Here is an 18,175-nt window from a genome sequence, read left to right as displayed (position 1 = left end):
TCAGACGAGGTAGACAGCGACACCCACCACTCCGATCCAGGCAATCGCGAGGAGTTGGAGCACGCGGTCGCCCAGCGCAATCTCCTCGGGCTCCCCCGCCTCGCCGCCGTCGACGTCCACGGCGTAACGCAGGATCGCGATGGTGAACGGCACCATGGAGATGGCGTACCAGTTGGTGGCCTTCAGGTCGTCCTGCTGGAACGCCCACAGTCCGTAGCAGAGCACGACCGCGGTGGCGCTGAGCGTCCAGACGAAACGCAGGTACGTCGTGGTGTAGTTCTCGAGGGACTTGCGGATCTTCGCGCCGGTGCGCTCGGCGAGCTGCAGTTCGGCGTATCGCTTACCGGCCGCCATGAACAGCGAACCGAATGCCATGACCAGCAGGAACCACTGCGACAGTGCGATCTCGGCGGCCACACCACCGGCGATGGCGCGCAGCAGGAACCCGGACGAGACGATGCAGATGTCGAGGACGGCCTGGTGTTTGAGACCGAAGCAGTAGGCCAGCTGGATGCCGATGTAGACGGCCATCACGACCGCCAGCTGCCAGTTGGCGAGGAACGACAGGGCGATCGACCCGCCGAGCAGCACGACCGCCATCCCGAACGCCAGGTTGACGGGCAGCACACCGGCCGCGATGGGGCGGAATCGCTTGGTGGGGTGCGCGCGGTCCGCCTCGACGTCCATCGCGTCGTTGACGAGGTAGATGCCGGACGCCGCCATGCAGAACACCACGAAGGCGAGTGCGACGGGAAGCAGGACGTCGGATTCCGTCGCCGTGCCCGCGGCGACGGGAGCTGCGAGGACCAGGACGTTCTTGACCCACTGACGCGGGCGAACGGCCTTGACGATGCCCGCCGCCAGGGATGTCGGGGGTCCGGTGACGACGGCCGGTTCCTCGCTCATTTCTCTCCAAACTTCTGCTCGGCCTTCAGCACCGCGACCGCAGAGGCGGCCCCCAGGGCAGATCCGGCGAGCACATCGGTCGGGTAGTGCACTCCCAGGACGAGCCGGGAGAGCAGCATCGGCGGTACCAACAACGCAGGCAAGGGTAGCCCGGTGAGGCGGCCGAGCAGCACGGCAGCCGCTGTCGTGGACGTCGCGTGCGACGAGGGGAAGCTCAATTTGCTGGGCGTCGACACGTTGACCTGGATCGACGGGTCGTTCGGCCGGGGGCGGCGGACGATGCGTTTGATCACGATCGACGCCGCGTGGGCGCCGACGGCGCCGACCGCGACTCCCGCCCACTGCCGGCGACGCGGCTTGTCGAGTGCCGCGCCGATGCCGGCGACGGCCACCCACCCGAGGGCGTGCTCACCGAAGTGGGACATCCCCCGTGCGGTCGAGACGACGCCGGGACGGCTCGCGATCGTCGACTGGACGGCCTGCAGGATCTGGACCTCACTTGATGCCGAAGACACGTTCCCACCTCTCCTTGCTGGTCAGGGCAGGAACGGCGTCCTGGTACTCGCGCTTGAGTTCGGGGAACCGCTGGGCCAGTTCGCGGCGCAGCCGGATCGCTTCCTTCAGCAGCGCGAGCGCCAGCTTGGGGTTGCGCTTGCGGTAGACGACTCCGCGCCCGTCCGCGGTGGTGACGGTGACGCCGTCCACCTGGGACAGCAGGAACCACCGCGCGTCGATGGTGGGCACGTTGAGCTGGGGACGCTCGTGGTGCTGCTCGTGCGCGGGCTTGACGTTGTGGATCAGGCCCTTGCCGAGGCGCACGATCTTCGCGAGCGGGTTCGTGGGCAGGCCGACCGCGCCGACTTCCTCACCGGAGGGCAGCGGCAGGCTCGTCGACGACGGCAGGACGACCGCGTCCGGGTACTCCTTACGCATCGCGTGGACGTTGCCGAGCGCGGTGGGGAGCAGTTCGAAGATGTGCTCGGGGCCCTGCAGGAAGTCGGCGATGGCCTGGTTCTGGATCGCGACGGTCGAGTATTCGAGGCACAGCAGGTGCTTGATCGTGGCCTTGACGGTGTTGATCACGAGGCCGCGGCCGTTGCCCGGCATGTGCAGGGACGCGACGACGAGCCGGTTCCGCAGGTGGAAGTACGCCTGCCAGTCGATGGCGTCGTCCTTGTCACTCCACGCCATGTGCCAGATCGCGGCACCGGGCATGGTGACGGTCGGGTAGCCGGCGTCCCGGGCACGCAGGCCGTATTCGGCGTCGTCCCATTTGATGAACAGCGGCAGCGGCTGACCGAGTTCCTCGGCGGCCTGCCGCGGGATCATGCACATCCACCAGCCGTTGTAGTCGACGTCGATCCGGCGGTGCAGCAGACGCGAGTTCTCGCGGTCGCTCAGCGGGTAGCGGGAGAAGTCGTGGTCGTACTCGACGTTCGGTGCGGCCGTCCACATGAAGATGGACCGGTCGACGACCTCGCCCATCGAGTGCAGGTGACTGCGCTCCTGGAGGTTCAGCATCTGCCCGCCGACGAGCATCGGAGTCTTCGCGAACCGCGACATCGCCAGCGCGCGCAGGATCGAGTCGGGCTCGATCTCGATGTCGTCGTCCATGAACAGGATGTGCTGGCAGTCGGTGGTCTTCAGCGCCTCGTACATGATCCGGCTGTAGCCGCCGGACCCACCGAGGTTCGCCTGGTCGTGGATGGCCAGTCGGTCGCCGAGCGCTTCGGCGGCCTCGGTGAAGCCGGGCTCGTCCTTGACCTTGCGGGTGCCCTGATCCGGGATGATGACGGCCTTGACGACGTCCATGACGAGTTCGTCGGACGCCAGCGCGGTCAGCGCCTTGACGCAGTCGGTCGGCCGGTTGAACGTGGGGATGCCGACGGCGACGGTGGCCTCACCGGGGGCGTCGACCGGCGCGTACCAGCCGGCGCTCTCCAGCACGACCTCGGTGTCGGTGGTGATGTCGAACCAGATCCAGCCGCCGTCCTCGAACGGGGCGAGTTCGATCTCGAACTCCAGCGCGGCGTCACCGTCCTGGAACTCGCGGCCCTCGACGTGGATGCGCGACGAGTCGGCCTTCGAGCGGTACACGTCGATGCGGCAGTGCCCCGACAGCTCGAGACGGAGCACCACGGAGTTCAGGGTGCTCCACCGGCGCCAGTAGCTGGCCGGGAACGCGTTGAAGTAGGTGCAGAACGACGCCTCCGCCTCGGCGCCGACCGACAGCGAGGTGCGCGACAGCGAATGCGCGCGACGGCTGTTGGTCTTCGCCTCCTCCAGGTAGAGGGTGCGGACGTCGAGCGGCTCGCCTGCGCGCGGCAGGATCACCCGCTGCAGCAGCGACTTGCCGAGTAACGGTGCGTCCTCGGTGACCTTCTCGGATTCGAGCAGATGTCGGGCGCTCATTCGGCATCCCCCACGAGGGCCGCACCGGATTCGAAGTGCGGACGCAGGGAGTTGTCGAACATCGACAGCGCGCTGGCGATCGCCATGTGCATGTCCAGGTATTGGTAGGTGCCGAGACGGCCGCCGAACAGGACCTTGTTCGACGCCATCTCCTCCTTCGCGCGGTCGCGGTAGGCGGCGAGCATCGCGCGGTCGTCGGGGGTGTTGATCGGGTAGTACGGCTCGTCCTTGCTCTCCGCGAACCGCGAGAACTCCCGCATGATGACCGTCTTGTCCTTCGGGTAGTCCCGCTCCGGGTGGAAGTGGCGGAACTCGTGGATCCGGGTGAAGGGCACGTCGGAGTCGTTGTAGTTCATGACCGGGGTTCCCTGGAAGTCACCGGTCTCCAGCACCTCGGTCTCGAAGTCGAGGGTGCGCCAGCCCAGCTCGCCCTCGGAGTAGTCGAAGTAGCGGTCGAGGGGGCCGGTGTAGACGACGGGGGCGTCGGGGCTCTCGGCGCGCAGGTCGTCGCGGACGTCGAACCAGTCGGTTTCGAGCCGGACCTCGATCTTCGGGTCCTTCGCCATGTTCTCGAGCCACGCGGTGTAGCCGTCGACGGGCAGGCCCTCGTACGTGTCGTTGAAGTAGCGGTTGTCGAACGTGTATCGCACCGGCAGGCGGGTGATGTTTCCCGCGGGCAGGTTCTTGGGGTCGGTCTGCCACTGCTTGGCGGTGTAGTCCCGCACGAACGCCTCGTACAGCGGCCGCCCGATCAGGGAGATCGCCTTCTCCTCCAGGTTGGACGCGGACGCCGAGTCGATCTCGCTGGACTGCTCGGCGATCAGCTTCCGCGCCTCGTCGGGGGTGAAGTAGCGCCCGAAGAACTGCGAGACCAGGCCCAGCCCCATCGGGAACTGGTACGCCTGCCCCTTGTGCAGCGCGAACACGCGGTGCTGGTAGTTCGTGAATTCGGTGAACTGGGTGACGTAGTCCCACACCCTCTTGTTCGAGGTGTGGAACAGGTGCGCACCGTACTTGTGGATCTCGATGCCGGTCTCGGGCTCGGCCTCCGAATAGGCGTTTCCGCCCAGGTGATGACGACGGTCGAGCACCAGCACACGCTTACCCAGCTGTGTTGCTGCACGCTCGGCGACGGTCAGTCCGAAAAATCCGGAGCCGACGACGATGAGGTCGTACCGGCCAGGGGCGGTTGTCTCTGGGGTTGCAGCGGTCACGATGAACCAGGGTAAGCGACTCCGCCGCCCGTGCGCGGCCAAGGGGGGCAAGCACCCCCTCGGCACGCACGAGGAGTTCTCGCTGTATTCACCGGTTCTGCAGACCTCGTTGTTCCCGCCGACGCGGCGATCGCGCTTGATGAGCGGGTGCGCATCGTCCAGCTGGCGAACTTCTACGGACCGCGGTCGGGTGGGCTCCGCACCGCCCTCCACAACTGGGGTCAGGGGTACGTCGAACGCGGACACGAGGTGATCCTCGTCGTCCCAGGTCAGCGCGACTGCGAAGAGCTGCTGCCGAGTGGGGTCCTGCGGATCACCCGGTCGGCTCCCACCATCCCCGCGACCGGTGGTTACCGCGTCGTCAATCCGCGGCGGGTGGCCGACGTGGTCAGCGGTCTGCGACCCGACGTCCTGGAGGTGTCCGACCGGCTCACCCTGCGCGGTTTCGGGGGCTGGGCGCGCGCCCGCGGGGTGCGCAGTGTGGTCGTGTCACACGAACGCCTCGACCGGCTGATCGGCCAACTCGCTCCGCGCCGCGTGGCCCGTGGCTGGGCCGATGTCGCGAACCGCCGGATGGCCCGCAACTACGACGCCGTCGTCTGCACGACGGACTTCGCGAGCGAGGAGTTCACCCGCATCGGAGCCCCCAACCTGCACCGGGTCCCGCTCGGGGTGGACCTCACGATGTTCCACCCCGGCAAACACGACCAGGTGATGCGCGATTCCTTCGCCGACCCGGCGCAGCGTTTCCTCCTGCACTGTGGCCGGCTGTCGGTGGAGAAGCAGGTGGAACGCAGCATCGACGCCGTCCGGCTGTTGCGGCGGCAGGGTCACGACGCCCGGCTGGTCATCGCCGGGGACGGCCCGCGGCGCGAGGCGCTGCAGTACCGGGCCCGCGGGCTCCCCGTGCACTTCACCGGGTTCATCAGCGACAAGGGGCGCCTGGCGTCGCTGTTCGCGTCGGCGGACGTGTCGCTGGCGCCCGGACCGCATGAGACGTTCTGCCTGTCGGCGCTCGAGTCGCTGGCGGCGGGCACCCCGGTGGTCGCGTCACAGTCGTCGGCGCTCGCCGAGATCATCACACCCGGCTGCGGCGCCCTGGCCCGGGACCGGGGTCCCGCGTTCGCCGAAGCGGTGAGCGGCATCCTCGCGATCCCCTCACGCACGCGCCGGGCGTCGGCCCGGCGGCGGGCCGAGGACTTCGGCTGGGGCGAGTCCGTCGACGGGATGCTCGCCGTGCTCGAGGGAACCGGTCCGCTCTGCTCCGCCTAGCTGCCGCCCGTCGGTAACCACTCGCGCAGCACGCTGGCGTCGATCACCTGCGCGCCGAGCTTCTTCGTCCAGATGATCGTTCCGTTGGTGTACATCCGGAACTTCCCCGCCTCCGACGGCAGCATCATCTCGGGACCGATCGGCGCACCGAGTGTGCTGTTGACGCCGCCGAGTTCCTTGTACTTCTCGGCGATCGGCGAACCCTCGGTGGTGCCGACGGTGTCCTCGTCCTCACCCGCGGACGCGAGCGTGGAGTCGGGTTCGGGGGCGGCCGGCGGTGCGGGGACGCCGAGTCCGTCACCGACCGTGAACCAGTCGGACTTGAGCTTCAGCTTCGACCGCGCCTCGGCGCCCGTCGCCTCGGCGGTGCCCGACGATCCGACCACCTTCACACCGGTGACGCGTCCGCCGTCGACGCCGAAGTTGTTGCGGGTGATCACCTCGAACGATTCGAGGTCTCCGACGTTGAACGCGGACGCGATGTCGCCCGCGGTGAGCGTCACCGTCCAGTCGTGGTTCGGGGACACGGTGTCGCCCTGGTCCTCGACGGCCGGGAACTCGCCGCCCGCGGTGTATCCGCCTGTGGACGAGGAGAATTCGGCGGCGACGGGCTTGTTGTCCTTGGTCAGGATCATGCCCTTGGTGGAACGGACGGCGTCGGTGGTCCGCGGGTCTTCCTTCGCGGAACCCCCGTACACCTGGCAGCTCTGGGTGTCGCAGGTCTTCGCGTACTCTTCCCGGTTCTCGGCGGCGGCGTAGGAGCGGGCCGCGACGGCCTGCGCCCGAAGCGCCTCGGCCCCACCGGTGTCGGCCCAGGCGGCTTTCGCCTCGGCGGGCACGACGCCCAGGAGGTAGTCGTCCATGTCGAGGACGTTGACGGTGCGCACGGTCGCGCCGTCGAGCGCGACCCCGAGCGCGCCGCGGTAGGGGGTGTCACCGGCGCACAGCTTGAGGTGCTCGTTCGCGGGACGGTCCGGGGCCAGGTCGATCGGGTCCACCCACGGGTGGTCGGTGGCGTCCTGCCACAGGACCTCACCGGCACATCCGCGGGTGACCACGACGTTGGCGCCGCCGTCGGCGGTCGGCGTCAGGTGGACGGCCTCCCCCGGTCCGACGGGCTTGCCGGCGACGACGGCGCCGGCGTCGGAGTAGACGTCGAGCGGCTGATCGTCGCGCGCCTGCAGCCGGACGCTGATCTGTGCATCGGCCAGGGTGCCGAGTGTGGTGCCGCCGTAGTAGTGACCGAGGATGCGCTCGGCCGCCCATCCCTGATCCTTCGCGTATCCGTAGGCGCCCCACTGGCCCATCCCGCGGCCGTGGCCGTTGCCGTGCCCGGAAAGCGTGAACGGCGTGTCGGAGGCGACGGTTTCCCGGATGTCCTGGCCGGAGGAGCGCAGATGCACGACGACGCCGGTGACGGCACCGATGACGAGGACGGGTGCGATGCCGAGTGCCGACGCGCGCAGAAGTTTGGCCGTGAACCCGCGCGGGGCGGGAGGGCCCGCGATGTACCGCCTCCTGCGGGTCCAGGCAGGCCTACCTGCACGAACCCCGAATTCGGTCTTCGCCATCACTGCACTCCTCATCGCTGAACAACGAGCGCTGAGACGGGGCGTGCACCTCGTCTCAGCGGGTCCGAGAAATTCGGGATAAAGTCTCAATGTAAGGTTGAGCGTTATGGACCTATGTGACTAGTGTGGCAAGAGTGGTTGGAGTTAGCAACAACAGTCTCTTCAGTCACATGAGCATCACGAGTTGCAGACACGCGAGGTCGCTCGCAGGAAACTACAACTGAGGAGAGTCCCCCTTGCCGCACCGTCGACCGAAGCCCTCGATTGTCCTCGGGGCTGTCGCCGCTCTGGCTGTCGCAAGTCCCGTTGCGGTCTACGGCATCAGCAGCGCACCCTCCGACGTCAAATCCACGAACGAAACCTCCAACTCCGCAGTGTCCACCGAGATCGCGCAGGTCGTGCTGTCGCAGATTCCCGACATCGTGATTCCGCTGAAGGAACTGACCGGGCTGAACCTGCCCGACGTCAACATCGGCGACCTGCGGAACCTGAAGATCCCGCCGTACCTCCACATCCCCAGCAATGTGCAGCTTCCCGGCGGAATCCAGATTCCGAGCCTGCAGATCCCGTTGAAGCTTCCCGCCCCGGGCGACGTCTCCGACCCCGCGATCCTGCCCCCGGCCGATCAGCAGCCCGGCGCGATCGTCAAGGAACTGTCCCGCGACACCCCGTTCAGCATGGTGGCGCTCACCTCCGAGACCCTCGCGTCCGCGGAGTCGAAGGTCCGTGCGCTGCAGGCCGACGGAACGTGGGGACAGTGGGTCTCCCCCGACATGATCGACACGCGTCGCACCGACAAGACCGCGTCGGACGGCAAGGTCGCCACCGAACCCGTCTACGTCGGGCTGACGAAGGCGATCCAGATCCTGACCCCCACCTCGACGCCCGCACCGGCCGGTGCACCCGCTGCAGTTCCCGCACCGGCTCCCGAAGCCCCTGCTCCCGCACCGGCTCCTGCCGCCGACGGTGCCGCACCGCTCGGATACACCCCCGCCGCCGTCAACACGCCGTTGCGGCAGCAGCCGGCACGCGCAGGCGCCGACGACGTCACGGCCGTCCTCATCGAACCGGGCAGCGGTCCCGGCGACGCGACGCTCGGCGACATCGCCAGCCCCCTCGACAGCGGCGGCCCCAAGGTGATCAGCCGCCAGCAGTGGGGTGCCGACGAATCCATCCGATGCCAGGACCCCGACTACGACGACTTCATCGGCGGTGCCACCGTGCACCACACTGCGGGAGCCAACGACTACTCGAAGGCCGAATCGGCCGAGATCGTCCGCGCGATCTACGCCTACCACGCGCAGACGCTCGGCTGGTGCGACATCGGGTACAACGCACTGGTCGACAAATACGGCCAGATCTTCGAGGGACGCGCGGGCGGTCTCGACCGTCCGGTGCAGGGCGCGCATGCCGGCGGGTTCAACGAGAACACCACCGGCGTCGCGATGATGGGCGACTTCTCCTCCGAAGATCCGCCGCAGGCGACCCTCGACGCCGTCGGCAAGTTCCTGGGCTGGAAGCTCGGCAAGGCCGGACTCGATCCACTCGGGGAGACGACGATGTACTCCGAGGGCACCGAATTCACTCCCTATGCGGAGGGTGAGGCCGTCGACCTTCCGGTGATCTTCGCGCACCGCGACGTCGGCAACACGTCCTGCCCGGGCGATGCGGCGTACTCACACATGGACGAGATCCGGCAGATCGCGGCCGCCAATCTCGGTGGCGGCAACGCCTCGCTGGCCTCGGACGCACCCGCCGGTGAGGCTCCGGCACCGTCCGGCGGTCCCGGCACGGACGCCAGCTCCAGCCTCGGCGCCGGAATCCCCGCCCTGGTCAACGAACTGCTGCGGCTCACCGACCCGTCGCCGGTCGCCCAGAAGTGGGTCGCGGAAGGCGGCGACACCGGTCGGCTCGGCCAGGCCATCACCGGACTGCTGCAGGCCAAGGCCGGGAACTCGGGCGCTGAGTTCGCCAACGGCGCCATCTTCACCTCGCCCAACGGCGGTGTGTGGGCGGTCCTCGGGCAGATCTTCAAGACCTGGCAGAACCTCGGCGCCGACAACGGCGAACTGGGTCTGCCGACCAGTGACGAGTACGCGATCCCGGGCGGTCTGCGCACCGACTTCGAGAACGGTTCGCTGATCTTCAACGAGATCACCGGCATCGTCACCAAGGTGTTGAAGACCTACAACGACACCTACGCGGAGGCCTACAAGAACGGTGCCCCGGTCGATGCCGCGGCCCCTGTCGCACCGCCCGCGGATCCGGCACAGGTTCCGCCCGCTCCGGCCGAGCCCGCTCCGGTTCCGGCACCCGAACCGGCTCCCGCGCCCGCTCCCGTCGAACCGGCACCGGTTCCGGCCGGCTGATCGGGTTTCACCCTCTCGGGCGCTGGTGGTCTCAGGACCACCAGCGCTCGAGTACTTTCGCGACCCCGTCGTCCCAGTTGGTGGCGGTCACCTCGTCGGCGGCGGCCTTGGCGTCGGGGTGCGCGTTCTCGACGGCGACACCCCGGCCCGCGAGGTTCAGCATCGGAATGTCGTTGGGCATGTCACCGAAGGCCACGATCCGCGACGCCGTGACGCCGAGCCGTTCCGCCACCAGCGCGAGACCCGACGCCTTCGTGATTCCCGACGCCGACAGTTCGATCAGCCCGTTGTCGGTGGAAAACGTGACGTCCGCCCGGCGACCGATGTGCGGCGCCAGCGCGTCGACCATCGCCTGACTCGACATTTCCGGCACCCGGATCAGCAGCTTCACCGCGGGGGCCGCAACGACCTCGTTCTCGGACATCTCGGTGTTGTCAGGGTTGAGCCAGGCGTGCTGGTAGCCGGGTGAGCTCACGAACTGCGGTGTCGCGGCGTCGTGGGCGCTGGCCCCGACACGCTCGGCCGCGAGCCCGGCGCCGGGCAGCACCCGGAGCGCGATCTCCGACAGCCAGGTGAGGGTGTCGACGTCGAGCGTCGCGGCGCTGAGCACGCGGTCGCTGTCGCTGTCGTAGATGACGGCGCCGTTCGCGCAGACGGCGAGCGGCGCGTACCCGAGGCCCTCGACCACGGGATGGATCCAGCGCGGGGGCCGGCCGGTGGCCAGCACGAAGGGAGTTCCCGACGCGACCACCGACGCGACGGCGTCGCGGGTCCGGGCGCTGATGCGCTCGTCCTCCCCGATCAGGGTGCCGTCGACATCGGACGCTACAAGGCTCGGTCGGTCTGGGCTCACCCAGCCATTCTGCCTGCCGGGTCCGCGGCGCCGCCGGGGGGCCGTTACCGGGACCGGCGTTCCTCGGCTTCGCGGCGGTCCATCTCGGTGGCCTCCTCGATGGTGGGTGCACTGCCACCGAGTCGCCGGGGCACCCAGTACGCGCCCGCCGGATGGTCGAATCCGTCCTGAACCCGGCGCAGGATCGCGTCCATCTCCGCGTGCAGGGTCTCGGTCAGGGCCTCCGCCGGTTCCCGCGGCTCGATCGGCCGGCCGACCTCGACGGTCACCGGGAACCGATGCCGCCCAAGCTGTCTCGGCTGACCCTTGGTGGCGATCCGTTGAGCGCCCCACACGATGACGGGCACGAGCGGCACCCGGGCGTCGATCGCCATGCGCGCCGCACCCGACTTCAGTTCCTTGATCTCGAAGCTCCGGCTGATGGTCGCCTCGGGGTACACCCCCACCAGTTCGCCTTCGCGCAGCCGATCCACCGCAGCGAGGTACGCGCCCGCGCCGGCTGTCCGGTCGACCGGGATGACCCCGCAGCCCCGCATCAGGAACGCCATCACCCTGTTGTTCGCGAGTTCGGCCTTGGCCATGAGCCGCAGTCTGCGGTCCACCGCGCCGACCGCCAGCGCAAGCTGGACGAAGTCCAGGTAGCCGGTGTGATTGACCGCGAGCACCGCGCCACCCTCGGTGGGGATGTTGTCGAGGCCGACTCGCGTCATCCGCAACCCCTGGAACAGGGACAACGCCTTGGCCGTCGACTCGACAGCCGTGTAGACAGGCTCCACCGCCACCTTCTAGCTACCGGTCTCCCGGGCCCGACGGGACTGCGCCTTCGCCTCGGCGTCGGCGGCGTCCATCTTGTTCGCTTCGTCGAGCGTCGGCGCACTGCCCCCGAGGCGCGCGGGCACCCAGTACTCGCCTGCCGGGTGGTCGTAGCCCTGCTGGAGGTCGGCGAGCATCGTCGTCATCGTGGCGTGCAGCTTCGCGGTCAGCTCGGATGCGGGCTCGAACGGCTGGATCGGCTCACCGACGGCGATCGAGATGGGAGTGTTCGTGCGGCCCAGCCGCTTCGGGAACCCCTTGGTCCACACCCGCTGCGCGCCCCAGATGACCACCGGGATGATCGGCACATTCGCCTCGATCGCCATGCGCGCGGCACCCGACTTGAATTCCTTGATCTCGAAGCTCCGGCTGATGGTGGCCTCCGGGTAGACGCCCACCAGTTCGCCGCGGCGCAGGAAGTCGACGGCCGCCTTGTACGAATCCGCACCGGCGGCCCGGTCGACCGGAATGTGCTTGAGCGCGCGCATGATCGGGCCCGAGATCTTGTTGTCGAACACTTCCTTCTTCGCCATGAAGCGGACGTACCGCTTCACCCTGCGGGCCGGAAGTCCGGCGTAGGTGAAGTCCATGTAGCCGGTGTGATTGATCGCGATCACCGCCCCACCCGTCGACGGAATGTGCTGATCGCCTTTGACCGTGAACTTCAGCCCCTCGAGGGCGAATACGGTGCGGGCGATGCCGATGACGGTTCGGTAGACGGGTTCCACAATCGGCTAGCGTAGCCGGGTATCCGCGATCTGGCCCGCCGTCGGGGACGGACATTCGGTGGGGAGTCGAGAGAAAGGGCGCGCTGGAGATGGGTGGCAGGGGCAGGAGGGCGCTCATCGCGCCGGTCGTCGCGGTGATTCTCGGCGCCGGGGTGGCGTGCGATTCGCAGTCCGGAATCCCGACGGAGGAGCCCCCGGCCGACACCGTTTCCGCGCCCGCTCCCGCCGCGGCCGAGCCCACGACCACCGTGCCGCCGGCCCCGGTGCCGCAGGTGGTCATCGGTGAGGTGCCCGGCAACCCCGCAGCGGTCGACGCCGTCCGCGCCTGGGCCACCGACCTGGTCACCCGGCCCGGCACCGTCCCCGCGAAATGCTGGACGCTGCCGCCCGCCCAGGCCGCCGACCAGTACGCCGACACGTCCGCGATCCTCGGGGCGCTCGCGCAACCCGGCGTCGACGGACAATTCGCGGTGTCGTGGACCGGCGGCGGCACCACGGTGTCCGTCAAACGCAGCGAGATCGCCTCCGGCTACGCCTGCCCGCACGTCCACCCCGCCGGGACCGTCGACTTCTACACCCCCGCCGACGCCGAGTACGCCGTCACCCGATTCCTGTCGCGGGAGTCGGGCGCGCCGGTCAACGGGGCGGATACCGAGACCGCCTACCCGTTGATCTGCCCCGGCTTCAGCCCCTGGGATCCGTCCGGCACCGGCAACGGAGGCCGGCCGCCGCTCCGGCTCGACCCCGACGTCCTGGCCGGGACCACGGCGTTCGCGACCGACGCGATGACCGCCACGCCGGTCCGCGGCGACTACCTGGAAGTGTCCGTTCCGGTCACCGACGTGTCCGGTGTGACGAACACCAGGCAGGTCACGCTGTCCATCGGCCCCGACGGCTACTGCCTGGGCGAAGTGAACTGACGCACGTGAGTGGCGATGTGTGCTGGAGCGCGCATTGTCACTCACCTGGGGGGAACGCCTACTCTGGAACAGTCGCTCAGCTCCCAGGAGGCATACCAGTGCAGGTCACCAGCGTCGGACACGCCGGATTCCACATCCAGACCGAGGCAGGCTCGATCCTGTGCGACCCCTGGGTGAACCCCGCGTACTTCGGATCCTGGTTCCCGTTCCCGGACAACACCCAGCTCGACTGGGACGCCCTGGGCAACTGCGACTACCTGTACGTGTCGCACCTGCACAAGGACCACTTCGACCCGGAGAACCTCAGCAAGCACGTCAACAAGGACGCGACGGTGCTGCTCCCCGACTACCCGGTGCCGGACCTCAAGCGTGAACTCGAGGCGCTGGGCTTCCACACGTTCTTCGAGACCGAGGATTCGGTCAAACACAAGGTCACCGGCCCCAAGGGTGACCTCGACATCATGATCATCGCCCTGCGCGCCCCCGCGGACGGTCCGATCGGCGACTCGGGTCTCGTGGTGTCCGACGGCGAGACCACGTGTTTCAACATGAACGACGCGCGACCCGTCGACATGGACGTCCTGCACGACGAGTTCGGCAAGATCGACATCCACCTGCTCCAGTACTCGGGCGCCATCTGGTACCCGATGGTCTACGACATCCCCACCAAGACGAAGGCCAACTTCGGCAAGCAGAAGCGTCAGCGCGGCATGGACCGTTGCCGCAGCTACATCGAGCAGGTCGCGGCCACCTGGGTGGTGCCGTCCGCCGGACCGCCGGTGTTCCTCGACGACGCACTGCGCTACCTGAACGACGACCGGGGCGACGAGGGCAACATCTTCCCCGACCAGATCACGTTCCTCGAGCAGATGCGGATCCACGGCAACGACGGCGGCATCCTGATGATCCCGGGTTCCACCGCGGACTTGAAGGGCGGCGAGCTGACGCTCACGCACCCGATCCCGGACGCCGAGGTCGACAAGATCTTCTCCGACAAGGCCGCGTACATCGAGGACATGGCGAAGCGCATGGCGCCGGTCCTGGCCGCCGAGAAGGCCACGTGGGCCCCCGCCGAGGGTGAGCCGCTGCTCGAGGCGCTGAAGGCGAAGTTCGAGCCGATCATGAAGCAGTCCGACCTGATCTGCGACGGCATCGGCTACCCCGTCGGCCTGGTGATGGGCGACGAGACCGTCGTCCTCGACTTCCCGCAGCGCACCGTCCGTCCACGCGGCGAGAAGGACGGCAAGTACCGCTACGGCTTCCGCATCGCCCCCGAGCTGGTGCGCACGGTGCTGCGCGACGACGAGCCCGACTGGGTGAACACCATCTTCCTGTCCACCCGCTTCGAGGCGTGGCGCGTCGGCGGATACAACGAATTCCTCTACACGTTCTTCAAGTGCCTCACCGACGAGCGCATCGCGTACGCCGACGGCTGGTTCGCCGAGGCCCACGACGACTCCGCGTCTATCGAGCTCGGCGGGTACGAGATCCAGCGTCGCTGCCCGCACCTGAAGGCCGACCTGTCGAAGTTCGGCGTCGTCGACGGCACCAACCTCACCTGCAACCTGCACGGCTGGCAGTGGGACCTCGAATCGGGGCGCTGCAAGACGTCCAAGGGACACGAACTGCGGTCTGCGAAGCTCTGACCCCGGCGGGCGAACGTACCCTTCGGCGCACCTGAGGCGTCGAAGGGTACGTTCACCCGGCAGAGGGGGCGTCGGCCCGGACCGGCGGCAGCCACCGTCGCACCAGGACCGCCGACAGCAATACTGGAACGGCCAGTGCCGCGACGAGCGTCGTGACCGACAGCCACAGTGACCCGACGGCGAAGCCCGTGTAGATCAGCACCGCGGCCACCTCACCGAACAGGCCTGCCACCGACGTGACGGTGGCGCGCGCGGGACCGGTGATCGCATCCTGCACGCGCGCTTCCGACACGATCATCGCGTTGCCGAGGATGCCGTAGCCGACGCCGATCGCGAGAAATCCGGGGACGCCGCCGAGCAGCGCTCCTCCGCCGAGCAGGATCGCGGCGACGGCGACGGCCCGGCCCATCGTCACGGCGCGCATCGACGCCGTGCGTCCGGCGAGGGCTGTGCCGACCACCTGCCCGCTCACCGTGATCGCGACGAGCAGCGGTACGGACGCCGTCGCCGTTCCACCGTCGCGCGCGAGCAGCCCGAAGTACTCGTCGAACGCCAGGAACGCGATCAGCACCGCCGACAGCATCACTCCGCGCCGGACCACCGCCTCCCGCGTGACCTCGCCGAGGCCGGCCCGCAGCATCGTGGCGTACCGGACCGCGAGTCCCCGTTGTTCGCCCGCGACGTCGAGGGTCTCGTCCGCCTCCTCGACCTTGGGTGCCGCGGGCAGCAGCAGGGCGAAGCAGCCGTGGACCACGGTCGCACCGACGCTCACCCACCCGACCAGCGGATATCCGCCGAGAACGTAGAGCGGCGCCGCCGTCAGGGTCGCGAGAAGGTTGCACACCATGGCGCCGGAGTTGGCGTAGCCGAGCAACCTCGCGAAGTCACCGGCAGCGGCTCGCGCGACGAGTTCGTCGTACAGCAACGCCTCGAACGTGCCCGACTGGATGGCGCCGCTGATGCCCCACAACACGAATCCTGCCGCGAATCCCGCGTACGACGGAACCAGGATCCACACGGTGAATCCGGCCGTATACAGCACGGATGCGAATACCAGGAGGCCACGTCGAGACACGGTGTCGGCCCACGCGCCGGACGGCACCTCGGCGACGAAGGACACGACCGACCAGATGACGAACAGGGACGAGATCTGACCGACACTCACACCGTGGTCGGCGAACAGCAGGTCGTACAGACCGTAGAGCGGGATGAGGTCGCGCGTGGACACATAGCCGACCACGCGGACGGCGAGAAAACGCTGCGAACGGGGTCAAGGCTGGGCGGCGGGATATCTCACGCGCCCAGTTTCGCACTCCGCGCCGGGGGTGTCACCCCGTTTCGACCTATCCGACGGTCGGCGGCTGATCGACGAGCTGGGCCATGTAGAGCTGGTCACCCATCTTGTCCATCAGTTCGATCTGCGTCTCCAGGTAGTCGATGTGATCCTCTTCTTCCTTGAGGATCGTCTCGAGCAGTTTCGCCGACGTGGCATCGCCCTTGTCGCGGCACATCTGGATTCCCGGACGCAAACGCTCGACGACCTCGACTTCGATGGAGAGGTCGGAATGGAATTGCTCGCGCAGGTCCTGCCCGATACGCAGCGGCAGCAGCTTCTGATAGTTCGGAAGCGCCTCGAGGAACAGGATCCGGTCGGTGAGGATCTCGGCGTGGTTCATCTCCTCGATGGACTCGGCCCGAGTCTTGTCCGCCAGTTTGGTGAAGCCCCAATTGGCTTGCATCTTGGAGTGCAGAAAGTACTGGTTGATCGCGGTCAGCTCACTGGTCAACTGTTCGTTGAGAAGAGCAATAACCTCGTCGTCGCCGCGCATGGCTCCTCCGTTCGCCCCGGTTGAGGCGAACGTACCACTGGGAGTACCGCGATGTAGCGGATCGCGGGATTCAGTTGTGCTGCGGTTTCGTCACGCGGCCGTGCTCACGGCCGACCGCTCCAGAATCTCCTTCAACCGATCGACGCAGGTCCCACATCCCCATCCGGCGCCGCAACGCTCACCGATGGCATCCGCGCTGTCAGCTCCGTCGGCGCAGTGCTCGTGCACTTCGTCTTCCGTCACTGCCTTGCAGATGCACACGAACATGTGGAGCTCCTTACCAACCAACTCGATTAGGTAAGGGTTACATCATTTTCGCGTTCGCGCAAGGGTAGCCTTCCCAAAATCCTGGGCCTGCTTCTATGGCTTCAGGACATCCGTCCCGACGAACGGCACGAGCGCCTCGGGCACCCGCACGGTGCCGTCGGACTGCTGGTGGTTCTCCAGGATGGCGACGATCCACCGGGTGGTGGCGAGGGTGCCGTTGAGGGTCGCGGCCGTCTGCGGCTTCCCGTTCTCGTCGCGGTACCGGACACCGAGACGACGCGCCTGGAACGTCGTGCAGTTGGACGTCGAGGTGAGCTCGCGGTACGCCTGCTGCGTGGGCACCCAGGCCTCGCAGTCGAACTTGCGGGCGGCCGACGACCCCAGGTCGCCGCCTGCGACGTCGATCACGCGGTACGGCACGTCGATGGCGGCGAGCATGTCGCGCTCCCACGCGAGCAGGCGCTGGTGTTCGGCGTCGGCGTCCTCGGGCTTGCAGTAAGTGAACATCTCCACCTTGTCGAACTGGTGGACTCGGATGATCCCGCGGGTGTCCTTGCCGTAGCTGCCGGCCTCGCGGCGGAAGCACGTCGACCAGCCGGCATACCGCTTGGGGCCGTCGGCGAGGTCGAGGATCTCGCCCGAGTGGTACCCGGCCAGCGGGACCTCGGACGTGCCGACGAGGTACAGGTCGTCGTCGGCGAGGTGGTAGATCTCGTCCGCGTGGGAGCCGAGGAACCCGGTACCCGCCATGATCTCCGGTCGCACCAGCACCGGCGGGATCATCATCTGGAAGCCGTTGGCCATCGCCTTCTGCGCGGCCAGCTGCAGCATTCCCAGCTGCAGCATCGCGCCGAAGCCGGTGAGGAAGTAGAAGCGGGCGCCGGAGACCTTCGCGCCGCGCTCCATGTCGATCAGCCCCAGCGACTCACCCAGCTCGAGGTGGTCCTTGGGTTCGAAGTCGAACGTGGGAATGCCGCCGACCGTCTCGAGGGTGACGAAGTCGTCCTCGCCGCCCGCGGGGGCGCCCTCCTGGACGACGTTGGAAATCGCCCGGTGCGCGGCGTCGAGCGCGGCCTGCGCCTCGTGCTGCTCTGCCTCGGCCTGCTTGACCTTGGCCGCGAGTTCCTTGGACCCCTCGAGCAGCGCCGGACGCTCCTCCGGGGACGCCTGCCCGACCTTCTTGCCGAACGCCTTCTGCTCGGCACGCAGGTTGTCGCCGGCGAGAACGGCGGCGCGCCGGGACGCGTCGGCCTCGAGCAATGCGTCGACCAGGGCGGGATCTTCGCCACGGGTGCGCTGCGACTCGCGGACGGCGTCGGGGTTCTCGCGGAGGAACTTCAGGTCAATCACGGCTTCAAACCCTACCGGGCGCCGC

General features: G+C 68.1%; 16 protein-coding genes. 4 read left to right on the top strand and 12 right to left on the bottom strand.

Annotation, left to right across the window (positions count from 1 at the left end; translation table 11 throughout):
* From DTA22_RS27670 to glf, 4 genes are read right to left on the bottom strand one after another with little or no spacing between them, the layout of a single operon-like run.
* Nucleotides 1–906 carry a decaprenyl-phosphate phosphoribosyltransferase gene (locus DTA22_RS27670; protein WP_005248842.1) on the bottom strand — a complete coding sequence of 302 codons (906 nt, stop codon included), beginning with the start codon at nucleotides 904–906 and terminating at the stop codon, nucleotides 1–3.
* Complete coding sequence (locus DTA22_RS27665; RefSeq protein WP_009477133.1) at nucleotides 903–1,421, bottom strand: phosphatase PAP2 family protein; 519 nt, start codon at nucleotides 1,419–1,421, stop codon at nucleotides 903–905. The genes DTA22_RS27670 and DTA22_RS27665 overlap by 4 nt, the downstream gene beginning before the upstream one ends.
* A complete protein-coding gene (locus DTA22_RS27660; protein ID WP_011596559.1) occupies nucleotides 1,402–3,318 on the bottom strand; it encodes a glycosyltransferase in 1,917 nt (638 codons plus the stop codon). The genes DTA22_RS27665 and DTA22_RS27660 overlap by 20 nt, the downstream gene beginning before the upstream one ends.
* Nucleotides 3,315–4,532, bottom strand: coding sequence for a UDP-galactopyranose mutase (gene glf, locus DTA22_RS27655; protein ID WP_112301586.1), 1,218 nt, complete (start codon nucleotides 4,530–4,532; stop codon nucleotides 3,315–3,317). The genes DTA22_RS27660 and glf overlap by 4 nt, the downstream gene beginning before the upstream one ends.
* A gap of 147 nt (nucleotides 4,533–4,679) precedes the next feature.
* On the opposite strand from glf, the gene DTA22_RS27650 reads away from it, so the two are divergent.
* Entirely contained in the window at nucleotides 4,680–5,804 is a 1,125-nt protein-coding gene (locus tag DTA22_RS27650; RefSeq protein WP_112301585.1) for a glycosyltransferase, read from the top strand.
* Here the strand turns inward: DTA22_RS27650 and DTA22_RS27645 are convergent.
* Complete coding sequence (locus DTA22_RS27645; protein ID WP_112301584.1) at nucleotides 5,801–7,375, bottom strand: SpoIID/LytB domain-containing protein; 1,575 nt, start codon at nucleotides 7,373–7,375, stop codon at nucleotides 5,801–5,803. The two genes, DTA22_RS27650 and DTA22_RS27645, sit on opposite strands and share 4 nt — an antisense overlap.
* A gap of 236 nt (nucleotides 7,376–7,611) precedes the next feature.
* Between DTA22_RS27645 and DTA22_RS27640 the strand changes: the two genes are divergently transcribed.
* A complete protein-coding gene (locus DTA22_RS27640; protein WP_112301583.1) occupies nucleotides 7,612–9,744 on the top strand; it encodes an N-acetylmuramoyl-L-alanine amidase in 2,133 nt (710 codons plus the stop codon).
* Nucleotides 9,745–9,775: 31 nt separating this feature from the next.
* On the opposite strand, the gene DTA22_RS27635 is transcribed toward DTA22_RS27640, so the two are convergent.
* Genes DTA22_RS27635 through DTA22_RS27625 form a run of 3 tightly spaced genes read right to left on the bottom strand, consistent with a single transcriptional unit; the run spans nucleotide 9,776 to nucleotide 12,138 of the window.
* Nucleotides 9,776–10,597, bottom strand: a complete 822-nt coding sequence (locus tag DTA22_RS27635) for a Cof-type HAD-IIB family hydrolase (RefSeq protein ID WP_037228221.1) — start codon at nucleotides 10,595–10,597, stop codon at nucleotides 9,776–9,778.
* Nucleotides 10,598–10,641: 44 nt separating this feature from the next.
* On the bottom strand, nucleotides 10,642–11,373 hold the full coding sequence (locus DTA22_RS27630; RefSeq protein ID WP_112301582.1) for a lysophospholipid acyltransferase family protein: 732 nt from the start codon (nucleotides 11,371–11,373) through the stop codon (nucleotides 10,642–10,644).
* Between the two features lie 9 nt (nucleotides 11,374–11,382).
* On the bottom strand, nucleotides 11,383–12,138 hold the full coding sequence (locus tag DTA22_RS27625; RefSeq protein WP_037228224.1) for a lysophospholipid acyltransferase family protein: 756 nt from the start codon (nucleotides 12,136–12,138) through the stop codon (nucleotides 11,383–11,385).
* A gap of 89 nt (nucleotides 12,139–12,227) precedes the next feature.
* Between DTA22_RS27625 and DTA22_RS27620 the strand changes: the two genes are divergently transcribed.
* Entirely contained in the window at nucleotides 12,228–13,058 is an 831-nt protein-coding gene (locus DTA22_RS27620) for a hypothetical protein (RefSeq protein ID WP_112301581.1), read from the top strand.
* Between the two features lie 98 nt (nucleotides 13,059–13,156).
* On the top strand, nucleotides 13,157–14,704 hold the full coding sequence (locus tag DTA22_RS27615) for a Rieske 2Fe-2S domain-containing protein (RefSeq protein WP_037228227.1): 1,548 nt from the start codon (nucleotides 13,157–13,159) through the stop codon (nucleotides 14,702–14,704).
* Between the two features lie 52 nt (nucleotides 14,705–14,756).
* Here DTA22_RS27615 and DTA22_RS27610 read toward each other — a convergent pair whose 3' ends face one another.
* The 4 genes from DTA22_RS27610 to serS all read right to left on the bottom strand — a co-directional run bounded on the left by DTA22_RS27610 (nucleotide 14,757) and on the right by serS (nucleotide 18,150).
* The gene (locus DTA22_RS27610) at nucleotides 14,757–15,944 is read right to left on the bottom strand and encodes an MFS transporter (protein ID WP_112301580.1); all 1,188 of its coding nucleotides are present in this window, start codon (nucleotides 15,942–15,944) and stop codon (nucleotides 14,757–14,759) included.
* Between the two features lie 103 nt (nucleotides 15,945–16,047).
* Complete coding sequence (gene bfr / locus DTA22_RS27605; RefSeq protein ID WP_005260453.1) at nucleotides 16,048–16,533, bottom strand: bacterioferritin; 486 nt, start codon at nucleotides 16,531–16,533, stop codon at nucleotides 16,048–16,050.
* A 90-nt stretch (nucleotides 16,534–16,623) separates the two neighbouring features.
* On the bottom strand, nucleotides 16,624–16,800 hold the full coding sequence (locus tag DTA22_RS27600; protein ID WP_037228231.1) for a (2Fe-2S)-binding protein: 177 nt from the start codon (nucleotides 16,798–16,800) through the stop codon (nucleotides 16,624–16,626).
* Nucleotides 16,801–16,893: 93 nt separating this feature from the next.
* On the bottom strand, nucleotides 16,894–18,150 hold the full coding sequence (serS, locus tag DTA22_RS27595; protein WP_037228233.1) for a serine--tRNA ligase: 1,257 nt from the start codon (nucleotides 18,148–18,150) through the stop codon (nucleotides 16,894–16,896).
* Nucleotides 18,151–18,175 lie beyond the last annotated feature (25 nt).

Origin of the sequence: Rhodococcus wratislaviensis (assembly GCF_900455735.1) — a bacterium.
Taxonomy (GTDB): domain Bacteria; phylum Actinomycetota; class Actinomycetes; order Mycobacteriales; family Mycobacteriaceae; genus Rhodococcus_F; species Rhodococcus_F wratislaviensis.
This window is presented reverse-complemented; position numbering and strand designations above follow the sequence as displayed.